Source organism: Clostridium sp. UBA1056 (assembly GCA_002316385.1).
In the GTDB taxonomy this organism is placed as follows: Bacteria; Bacillota; Clostridia; order Clostridiales; family Clostridiaceae; genus Clostridium_J.
The window spans coordinates 96144-107472 of sequence record DCDL01000023.1 but is presented as its reverse complement, the minus strand read 5'-3'; the positions used below and the strand labels follow the sequence as shown (position 1 = coordinate 107472).

Genomic DNA, 11329 nt, shown 5'->3' with positions numbered 1-11329 from the left:
GCCTGTTCCGCCACTCCAGCATTTCTGCTATCACCTTTCAGCGACAATACTTATTATATGGTATATTGTTGTCTATGTCAACAGTATTTCTACAGTTTTTTTCTAATTTTTTATTTATTATCTTAAATTTATTCAAACTGAATATATATAGCATATATATTTATATAAAATTTCCATAAACAGAGTTCTTTGCTCCAGAGAGGGTTTTTACTCCCACTGAAGCTTAGAAATCGTTATCCAGGGTTGTAGCCGCTCTTTACTCCCACTTTGAAGAAGATGGGAGTATTAGAGCGGGTGAGCATCGGATAAAAATAAACAAGAGTGCTTACAAAAGCACTCTTTAATCCTTCCAGTATAAAGCTTAATTATATCATTTTCTGCTATATCCTCTACCTTTTCCACCATCTTGGTGTCTCTTAAGATCTTGAAATCTTTCTTCACTATCTTTTAAGAATTTTGACATTCTATCTTCAAAGTTTCCTGTAGTTGTAGTCTTTGTTTTTTCCTTTTCCCAATCTATATCTACAGGTTTGCAAGACTTTTTAGGTGTTCCTGCTTGTTTTATGGATAAACTCATTTTACCATTATCATCTACAGATATGACTTTAACTTTAACCACATCATTCTCTTTTAAATGATCGTGTACATTCTTAACAAATACATCAGATACTTCTGATATATGAACTAAGCCTGTTTTTCCCTCCACTTCAACAAATGCACCAAAGTTTGTGATATTTACTACTTTACCTTCTATAATGCTTCCAGCCTTTAAGGTCATATTGAAAAGACCCTCCTTAAATTTATAATTTAAATTTATATATACTATAATTAATATAATTAATTATAGTAAATTTTTATTTTATTTACTGTCTATTACAGGAGATTCTCCTTCTTTAATTAACCCAAGCTTTTCTCTTGCAAGTTTTTCTATATATCTACTATCCTTTGATAGCTTGATTTCATCCTGTAATTTTTGATTTTTTTCTTGTACCGCCTGCAATTCTGAAGTGTAGTTATCAATATCCCTATGCTGTCTAAACATTATTAATTGTTGATTTATAAATGTAAAGCCTACATAAAGAGCTATAAGTAAAAGACCTATCTTTTTTAAGCTGAATTTCTTCATATCGATTTCCCTTTCTTATTTACAAGTAGTAGCTTTGACATACACTTATGTTCTATGTAGCCAAAATAGTCTATAGCTATATTGTAATTTGAATTTTTATTTTCTTCAACCCTTAATATTATTATTTTATGTTTTTTTTATTATTTTGTAAAAAATAATTCTTATAGGATAAAATAAATAATAAAATGTTACTCTAAAAATAGCTAATATAGCATTTAGTACTTTTCCATATCCTAATAAAAATATATGACTAAATAATTTAAAATAAATAAATAGTCCAATACCATTGTACACAAATACGTTAAAACTCATATACGCATAGTTTGTATACATCATAAAAATAAATACTATAATACCAGTGAGTATCCAAAACAACAAATCTTGTATTGCTGTTATTATGATTCCTGGCTGCTCAAATCCTCTTATTACTCTATATACATCAAAGAAAATACCGACTAACATTCCACTAAGTAAGGAGAATATAAATAATGTTATTTGTCTACCCATATCAAATATCATAACTTAATCACCTAAATATTTTAGAAATAATGCTATTTTGTTTCTTCGGTCTCTTTTCTTCACTTGTATATACTACATAGGATATTTTACCTGTTATTACTACATCTCCATTTTGAACATCTAGCTTGGTCATCTTTAGTTCTTCGCCTCTGATATCCATATCTCCCAATACTGTAATTATTAGTATTTGTTCATCATTAAAACTTAGAATTTCTAAAACCCCATCCAAAGTCATCTTTTTTCTATTTTCCAATGTAATAAAACTTTTTTTATTTTCTAATGCTATATCTTTATTTTGTTCCATAATATCCTCCTTAAACCTCAAGAACATATTAGCTTTCTATAAAGATATATTCATTAAAAACTATTTTATGCTATTATTTATTCCTTATCTTCTTCTCCACTAATTATCTCATACATATTCTTAGCTTCTTCTTTATTAACATGATTAGCAATATTTGTAATTTTTGCTTTCAATAATTGATTTGCAAATTGAATTTCTATAATATCATCTTCTTTAATAGTAGTACTTGGTTTTGCTACTTTTCCATTTATTGACACTCTGCCATTTTCACATACATCTTTGGCAACAGTTCTTCTTTTAATTATTCTAGAAACTTTTAGATATTTATCTAATCTCATAATTTACCCCCTTAGATTATATAAAAATTTAATACATTTATACTTTATACAGTATTCCTCGAAAATAGAAGAAAAAACCCAGAATATTTCTAGGCTTTTTCAAATAATTATTTATTTACTATGTCTTTAAATTCTTTTCCTACTTTGAAAACAGGAACTTTAGATGCTGGAATTTGTATTTCTTCTTTTGTTCTTGGATTTCTTCCTACTCTAGCAGCTCTCTCTCTAGTTTCAAAAGTACCAAATCCAACTAGTTGAACCTTCTCTCCACCTTCAAGAGCTTCTTCAACACTTTCTATAAATGCCTTTAATACTGCCTCATTATCTTTTTTTGTTAGTCCTGATTTTTCAGCCATTTTTGCGATTAATTCTGATTTGTTCACAATAGTACCTCCTTAATGTTAATTTTATGCAATTTATATTTTAATTACATAAAATAATACTTACAATATTCTTACAAATTATCTAGAATCCTTCTTTTTCTTGCAAAAATTTATCTTTTTATTGATAAATTATGTTTTTTAGATTCACTCCATAGGATTTCCATCTCTTCTAAAGTCATTGCTTTCATATCAATGCCCTTTTTAATCCCAGATTCCTCAATAAATTGGAAGCGTTTTATAAATTTATCTATAGTATAATTTACTGCAAATTCCGGGTCAATGTCAAGAAGTCTTGCAATATTTACTGTAGCAAAGATTAAATCTCCTACTTCTTCCTGTATTTTTGACACATCTGAAGTTTTATATACATCTTTTATCTCTTGTAACTCTTCTAAAACTTTTTCCATAGCTGGTTCTACATCATCCCAATCAAATCCTACCTTACCAGCCTTTCTTTGGACTTTTTCTGCTCTAATAAGTCCTGGCATACATCTTGGAACATGCTTTAATTCATCTGTATAACTAGTAAAATTCTTTTCTTTCACCTTAATTTGATCCCAATTATCCAATATATCCTCTGTATCTCTAACTTTTACATCTGAAAATATATGTGGATGTCTATTTATCATTTTATCAGTTATAGCTGCTACCACATCATTTATATTAAAGTAGCCTTCCTCTCTACCTATTTGTGCATGGAACACTACTTGTAAAAGTACATCTCCTAATTCCTCGATAAGTTTACTATCGTCCATTTCATCTATAGCTTCAATAACTTCATAGCATTCTTCAATTAAAGCTCTTTTTAGGGATTCGTGAGTTTGTTCTAAATCCCACATACATCCATCTTCACTTCTAAGAGTAGACATCACATTAATTAAATCTTGAAAATCCTTAGGTCCTTTAATATCCTTAGGAATATATATTGAAGTTAGATAATCTATGTCTTCTTGTCTATCTAAATCATATAGTTTAATTTTTCTTATACTTTCTTCTCCTTGTATACCTGCAGCTCTTACAAAGTATATATCACTATCATCACTATAGTACTCGCATAGAGCTAATTTCACTTCAGATGCAATGAATTTATTATACACTTGAGTTATTATGACCCCTAGTCTTTTATCCATAACTTGTTCTTTTATATCAAAGGCATCTATTATCTTTACACCTTCTATAGGATCAAGCCTTAGACTCTCTATAACCGCATCTACAAAACTTACTGATGGCATTAATCTAGTTTCTATTCCTTTTTTTTCACAAAGCTCTAATAATAGAGTTACAGATTTTTCTGCCACAAGAGGGTGTCCTGGAACTGCATATACCAAGTCGCCTTCTCTTTCGTAGACTTTTATAAGATCTTCTGCAATAGCCTTATATATATGATCAAAATTATTATATTTCTCATAAAAATTATCATAGGTATTAAATTTCACACCCATGGATTCTAAGTATTTAACATTAGGGTGTTTTTCTGTTCTAAAGTATATATTTTTATTATTTTTTAAAACTTCTAGTACACCTATGGTTAATGCATCTTTAGAACCAGGTCCTAAACCAACCATTGTAATCATTTGAATCTACTCCTCTTTTAGTTTTTAATGAGTTTTTCCTTTACATCTTCAATAGTAAATATTCTAAATATAATTGATAATAATCCAAATACTATTATGCCAAGGAAAATAGATATTAAGCACGATACTCCATTACTCTGTGTATAATTATAGACATTATTATATATAAAAACAACAGATATTATCATAATTAATGACACAAATACAGGCTTTATAAATACTTCATATACATTTATCTTTACTTTTAGCAGTTTCTTAACCTCTATCAAATTTAGAATGCCAGTTACTGCATAACCTATTATACTACCAATTATTGCACCATATATATTAAATCTAGAGTTACTTACTAAAATATAAGTAATAATTACTTTAAATACACATCCTATTCCAAGATAATATACTGGTTTCATATATCTACCACAACTTTGTAAAAGTGATGTAGTTGTTTGAGTTATTATAATTAATGGTATTGATAAGGACAATAATTTAAGTATTTCATGTCCAGCCACATCCCCCATAAATACTAATCCCATTATAGGCTTTGAAAGATAAAATAATCCTAAAGCGCTTGGAATTCCTATAACAAATGATAGTTTAAATACCATATTAACTCTTCTATATAATTCATTTTGATTGTGCATAGAATATACTTCTGATACTATAGGTACTAAAGTTGAACTTAATGCAATGGAGAGTGCTAATGGTATATTTTGAAGAGTCATAGCCTTACCAGTAAATTGTCCATATAATACTGCACTTTCTTGAATAGTATATCCTGCAACTAAAAGTCTTTGAGGCACTATTATTGAATCAATTAAAGACATAATTGTGCCCACAGCTGCTCCTATAGATATAGGAAGTGCTGCTTGGACTAAAGTTGATAACATCTTATTACTTCTTTTTACCTTTATATTATTTGACTTAGACTTTTTAAAAAAATATTTCATTGTCAAATAAATACTTCCAAGTATCCCTCCCGCTAATGTTCCAAAGGCTGCTCCTGCAGCTGCATATTCAATACCTTTAGGAAGTAATAGATAAGCTCCTAATACTCCAAATACAACCCTACCTATCTGTTCTATAATTTGAGCTATAGCTGTATTATTCATGTTTTGGAGGCCCTGGAAATATCCTTTAAATGTACACATAATACACACAAATATAGGTGATATAGATATAATAATAAAAGATTCATATGACTTTTCATCCCACATTAGTAAAGTTATTATATTATCACCAAAGTATAACATTAAAAATGATGCTACTAACCCGAACGGAATCATTATTCTAAGCGTTTGTTTAAGTACTTGTCTAACAGCATAAGTGTCATTACGAGCATTAAATTCTGATATTAGTTTTGACATGGCAATAGGTACTCCGGAAGCTATTGCTACAAAAGTCATATATAAAGGGTATGACATTTGATAATATCCCATCCCTTGATCCCCAATTAATCCCTGTATTGGTATTCTAAAAAATAAACCTAGAAATCGTGCAAAAATTGTAGCTATCCCTAAAATCATAGTTCCTTTTAAAAGCGATTGTTTTTTCATACTTCCTCCTCAAAATACTTTGTATAATTAATAAGTATTTTAAGACGAAACATTTTATTACTTAATGCATATAATATATCTCTCTATTCTTAAAAATGATTAGACTGAAGAATGAAGTAGCAATAAAACAAAATGCCATAAGATGTGAAGTAATATCAATCTCATGGCAATAGCTATATATTTTTTCTTAATTTAACTTAGTTGGTAATTATGTTTTTAATTATCTATTGTTCCATTTGTTTTCCTAAGAATGAAGCTGCAGTTTCTGCAAGTTTTAATTCCAAATCTCCAAACTTCACATTTTCTTTTGAAGCTATAATTACCGTTCCTACAGTATCTCCCTCTGTAATTATTGGTGCTACAACTTGTGTTGTATATTCATCAGCAGATTCTCCTTCACATATAGGTATTAGCCCTTGTGAACTTTTATCTAGAAGGGTCGCTTTACGCGTTTCCATAATTTTATCTACTTCATTACTAATCTTTTTATCTAGATAGTCTTTTTTCATTCCACCACTTACAGATATAACTGAATCTTTATCACAAATTATAACTATATTACCAATGGTCTGATGTAGAGCTTCGCTATATTCCTTAGAAAATTCACTTAACTCTTCTATAGGTGAATATTTTTTTAATATAACTCCACCATCTCTATCTGTAAATATCTCAAGTGGATCTCCTTCTCTAATTCTTAATGTTCTTCTTATTTCTTTTGGTATTACAACACGACCTAAGTCATCTATTCTTCTTACTATTCCTGTAGCTTTCATTAAATATCCTCCTCATTTATGTAAATAATATTAATGCTATTATTATCCTTCTTAACGCAAATTTTATACATCCTAGAAATTTTTTCATTAATAAAAAATAAGATTAATGTCTAAATATGACATTAATCTTATTTCTATATATTAATATTTACTTATTTTATCTTCATATAATTTTATGTTTGCATCCTTCTGCCAAGCAGTTAATGTTTCTACCCATTTATTGTATTGATTTTGCTTTAATAATGTATCTTGAATTGTTTCTTTAACCTCTTCTAAAGGTTTAACTGGATATTCCTCTTTATCTAAGCATTTTATAACATGGAATCCAAATTTAGTTGATACAGGTGTTTTAGTATATTCACCCTTATTAAGACTTATAGCTGCCATTAAGAAGGTTTTATCATATTGCTTACTATTATATTCAATCCAGTCCAAATCTCCGCCTGTATCCTTTGTAGCATCTGTACCTTTTTCAGCTGCAAGTTTAGCAAAATCTTCTCCATTATCTAACCTTTCAATTATCTCTTTAGCCTCTTCTTCTGTCTTAACTAATATGTGAGCTGGTCTAACTTTGTTAGGGCTCTCTGTATATAAGTTTTGGTTGCTATCATAGTAAGACTTTATTTCTTCATCTGTTACAGTAACATCCTTAACTACATCTTCATATACAATATTAGATATTACCGCTGGTTTTAATTCTTCTAAAAAGCTCTCTTCCGTAACTCCAGCTGCTTTAAGAGCATTTTGATACTGCTCATCAGTTTCAAAAGATTTTTTTATCTCATCAAGCTGTTCTTTAGCCTTAGCAGTAGCTTCTTCATCAGAAGGTACTATACCAAGCTTTTCACCATTATTTTTTATAATGATATCATTAGCCATAGTGTCAAGCATCTTTAATCTTTGTTGCTTTACAATTTCCATTGCCTCTGCATTATCTTTATAATTTTCACCATATCGAGCCTTTACTTGTTCATAAACTGTAGATAATTTACTGTCCACTTCTCCTAAGGTAATCTTTTCTTTATAAACCTTAGCAACTACTGTTTTACTAATACCTTCTTCAGTTTTTTCTATCATTCCACAACCTACCGCTGAAAACATTAGAGCGGATGCCATTAGACCTGCTAAAATCTTCTTTAATTTTATCAATTTATTATCCTCCATTCGGTTTTTTTAGTTAATATTGCTATCTAATTTTACCATATAAATACTATTAAATAAATAGCAGTTAAATCTATTTACCTATTGTTGATAAATCCTTAATAATATTTATAAGTTTATCCAATAGTTCTTTTTTATTCATATCCTTACTCTTATACACTAAAACTGGAACATCCCCCATTTTAAATGTAATCTGCTTTTTATAATTATCTAATATATATTTCACCATTTCTGAAGTTAAGTAGGATTTATCTTTAAAAGTTATTAGTACCTGGATTCCTGTATCCTTTATTTCTAAAACTCCACTTTCTCTAGCAATAGCTTTTAAATAAGCTATATTCATTAAATTATAAATACTATTAGGAATATTAGAGTACCTATCTTCAATTTCTTCAATAACATCAAGCATATGTTCATAGGATTCAATGGATGCAATCTTTTTATAAACTTGTATTTTTTGAGTTTCATCGTGTATATAGCTACTTGGAATATATGCATCAATTTTCATATCTACTGTGGTTTCAATAGGTTCCTTATCAACTTCACCTTTTACAACACTTACAGCTTCTTCAAGCATTCTACAATACAAATCATATCCTACTGCAGACATATGACCACATTGAGCTGCACCCATAATATTTCCTGCACCTCTTATTTCCAAATCTCTCATGGCTATCTTTAATCCTGACCCTAGCTCTGTAAAGTCTTTTATAGCTTTTAATCTCTTTTCTGCAACTTCTGTAAGAACTTTATCCTTAGTATAAGTAAAGTAAGCATATGCTATTCTATTAGTTCTTCCTACTCTTCCTCTTAATTGATATAGCTGAGACAATCCCATCTTATCTGCATCTGCTATTATCATAGTATTAGCATTCTGTATATCTATACCTGTTTCTACTATGGTCGTGCTTAGAAGTATATCATATTTCTTATCTACAAAATCTATAATTACTTTTTCTAATTCTCTTTCAGTCATCTGACCATGACCTATAGCAACTCTAGCCTCTGGCACAAGCTTTTGTAAATAAGTTGCTATATCACTTATAGTTTCCACTCTATTATATACAAAAAATACTTGTCCTCCCCTATTCATTTCCCTAAGTATCGCATCTCTTATAAGCTGATCATTAAATTCAACAACATAGGTTTGAATAGGATATCTTTCTTCTGGTGGAGTTTCTATTATACTTATATCCCTTACACCCGTTAAAGACATGTGTAGCGTTCTTGGAATTGGAGTAGCACTTAAAGTTAATACATCTATATTTTTCTTTATTTCCTTTATCTTTTCCTTGTGGCTAACTCCAAATCTTTGCTCTTCATCTACAATTAATAATCCTAAATCTTTAAATACTACACTCTTTTGTAACAACTTGTGAGTTCCTACTATAATATCTAGATTACCTTCTCTTAGTGAATTTAAAGTTTCTTTAACTTGAGAGGCAGTTCTAAATCTACTAATCATACCAATCTTAATTGGAAAGTCAGAAAATCTTTTTATCATATTTTTATAGTGCTGCTCTGCAAGTATAGTAGTTGGTACTAATATAGCTACTTGCTTTCCATCAATGGCACATTTAAAAGCAGCTCTAAGAGCAACCTCAGTCTTTCCATATCCAACATCACCACAAAGAAGTCTATCCATCGGCTTATCGCTTTCCATATCCATTTTAATATCCTCTATTGCAGTTAGCTGGTCTGGAGTTTCTTCGTATGGAAATTCTCCTTCAAACTGACTTTGCCAAGGTGTATCTTTAGCATATTTGTGACCTTTTAATGTAGATCTAATAGCATAAAGTTTAACTAAATCTTCAGCAATATCTTCTACTGACTTTTTAACTTTACTTCTAGCCTTTGCCCATTCACTTCCACCAAGTTTATTTATTTTTGGTGATTTACTTTCACCCCCAATATATTTTTGCACTAAATCTAATTGCTCTACAGGTACATATAATGTATCTCCAGAATTATATTCTAGAACTAAATAATCCTTCTTATTTCCCTGAACGTCTAATTGGTTAATACCTTTATATACACCTATACCATGATTTACATGCACTACATAATCACCAAGTTTTAAGTCTGTAAAGTTTTTTATTTTTCCAGCGCCTTTTTTAGTAGTTCTTCTTGTAGCTTTCCTTTTAGACTGACCAAAAACTTCTGAGTCTGAAATAACACACACTTTTAAATCTGGATATTCAAAACCTTTAATAGAACTTCCGAAGGTTACTACTACTTCACCTTGTTGAATACTAGAAACAAGATCTTTATAAGTAGCTTCTATACCTCTATCTCTTAAAGTATCAATTAGCCTTTCTCCTCTTGTCCTTGTTCCAGATAAGATTAAAGTTCTATATCCTTTTTTCTTTTTCTCTATAATATCTTCAATAAGCATGTCTAATTGTCCATGATAATCATGGATTGTAATTTGAGAAAATGCAATTAAATTTCTTGGTTTTAATATTTTAGTAGAAGCTGAAAGACTTTGTAAAGTTATAGTTTTACCCTCTTCTAAGACTTCTTCAATCATATCTTTAGGTATTAAAAGTTCTCCTTGTTTGGGTAAAATATTACCCCTGCTTAAAAAATTCTCATAGTTCTCCTCAAACTCAAAATATACACTATCTAACTTGCCCATAGCTCTATTTGCATCATCAACTACAATTATACTATCTTTAAAATAATCTAAAAATGTAGTCTTATTTTTATAAAAATAAGGTATATAGCTATCAATAGTTTCGAAACTCCAAGTTTCTTCTAAGCTCTCTAAATTTGCTCTCACCGTAGAACTTATTCTTTCTAAAGCTTCCTTATCTTTAGATTTTTTAAACCCTGATATAGCTCCTTCTAATTCCTCTTTAATTCCTTCTTTTGCAGAGTTTATAAATTCTTCTGTAAGAATTATCTCCTTAGCTGGAAATATTTCTATTCTTTCTACCTTATCCACGCTTCTCTGATTATCTTTATTAAAGGTTCTTATAGAATCTACTTCATCATCAAAAAGTTCAATTCTAAAAGGCATGCTACTAATAGGAGGATAAATATCTATTATCCCCCCTCTTACAGAAAATTGTCCTATATTTTCTACAACACTACATCTTTCATAACCACACTGTACAAGCTTTTCACTTAGCTCTCTTATATCCAGTATACTTCCTAAAGAAATTTCAAAGGAAAACTTTTTAAATAGCTCCACAGGAGCATAAGATGCTGCCAAAGTCTCTATGGATGTTACAATAATGTTTCTTTCTTCACTGAGAATCTTATTTAATACCTTTAGCCTTTCCCATCTCAAATCACCTGATACTGCTTCTATATTGTAAAAAGTAACCTCTCTTGTTGGAAAATAATATACATCATTACAGTAGAAACTGAGATCCTCATATATATTTTTAGCTTCCATATCACTATGGGTTAAAACCAGCATACTTTTCTCTATTTCTTCGTAAACACCATATAGTAAGTAGCTCTTACCTGATTCCGAAAGCCCATGTATACCTATTGGATACTTATCATCATTTATACATCTACTTATGTCTTTAAATTCACTACTTAACTTTAAAGGTGTCATTACTCCTTTTAGTCTCAAAATATCACC

11 protein-coding genes are annotated in these 11329 nt (G+C 29.6%); all 11 read right to left on the bottom strand.

Translation table 11 applies throughout. From position 1 onward, the window contains the following. Window positions 1–370: 370 nt before the first annotated feature. The 11 genes from B3W71_RS06925 to mfd all read right to left on the bottom strand — a co-directional run bounded on the left by B3W71_RS06925 (window position 371) and on the right by mfd (window position 11320). The gene (locus B3W71_RS06925) at window positions 371–778 is read right to left on the bottom strand and encodes a S1 domain-containing RNA-binding protein (protein ID WP_346888208.1); all 408 of its coding nucleotides are present in this window, start codon (window positions 776–778) and stop codon (window positions 371–373) included. 81 nt (window positions 779–859) lie between these two features. Next, complete coding sequence (locus B3W71_RS06920) at window positions 860–1126, bottom strand: septum formation initiator family protein (RefSeq protein ID WP_147522113.1); 267 nt, start codon at window positions 1124–1126, stop codon at window positions 860–862. Between the two features lie 126 nt (window positions 1127–1252). Further along, the gene (gene yabQ / locus B3W71_RS06915) at window positions 1253–1645 is read right to left on the bottom strand and encodes a spore cortex biosynthesis protein YabQ (protein ID WP_346888207.1); all 393 of its coding nucleotides are present in this window, start codon (window positions 1643–1645) and stop codon (window positions 1253–1255) included. A 7-nt stretch (window positions 1646–1652) separates the two neighbouring features. After that, window positions 1653–1949 carry a sporulation protein YabP gene (yabP, locus tag B3W71_RS06910; RefSeq protein ID WP_346888206.1) on the bottom strand — a complete coding sequence of 99 codons (297 nt, stop codon included), beginning with the start codon at window positions 1947–1949 and terminating at the stop codon, window positions 1653–1655. A 77-nt stretch (window positions 1950–2026) separates the two neighbouring features. Continuing rightward, window positions 2027–2287, bottom strand: coding sequence for an RNA-binding S4 domain-containing protein (locus B3W71_RS06905; protein WP_346888205.1), 261 nt, complete (start codon window positions 2285–2287; stop codon window positions 2027–2029). Window positions 2288–2394: 107 nt separating this feature from the next. Further along, on the bottom strand, window positions 2395–2670 hold the full coding sequence (locus B3W71_RS06900) for an HU family DNA-binding protein (RefSeq protein WP_035132498.1): 276 nt from the start codon (window positions 2668–2670) through the stop codon (window positions 2395–2397). A 110-nt stretch (window positions 2671–2780) separates the two neighbouring features. Then, a complete protein-coding gene (gene mazG / locus B3W71_RS06895; RefSeq protein WP_346888204.1) occupies window positions 2781–4244 on the bottom strand; it encodes a nucleoside triphosphate pyrophosphohydrolase in 1464 nt (487 codons plus the stop codon). 17 nt (window positions 4245–4261) lie between these two features. Further along, a complete protein-coding gene (locus B3W71_RS06890; RefSeq protein ID WP_346888203.1) occupies window positions 4262–5797 on the bottom strand; it encodes a polysaccharide biosynthesis protein in 1536 nt (511 codons plus the stop codon). Window positions 5798–6021: 224 nt separating this feature from the next. Then, on the bottom strand, window positions 6022–6570 hold the full coding sequence (spoVT, locus tag B3W71_RS06885; protein WP_346888202.1) for a stage V sporulation protein T: 549 nt from the start codon (window positions 6568–6570) through the stop codon (window positions 6022–6024). A gap of 141 nt (window positions 6571–6711) precedes the next feature. Next, window positions 6712–7719, bottom strand: coding sequence for a peptidylprolyl isomerase (locus B3W71_RS06880; RefSeq protein ID WP_346888201.1), 1008 nt, complete (start codon window positions 7717–7719; stop codon window positions 6712–6714). An 85-nt stretch (window positions 7720–7804) separates the two neighbouring features. Beyond that, window positions 7805–11320, bottom strand: a complete 3516-nt coding sequence (gene mfd / locus B3W71_RS06875; protein ID WP_346888200.1) for a transcription-repair coupling factor — start codon at window positions 11318–11320, stop codon at window positions 7805–7807. Window positions 11321–11329: the final 9 nt, after the last annotated feature.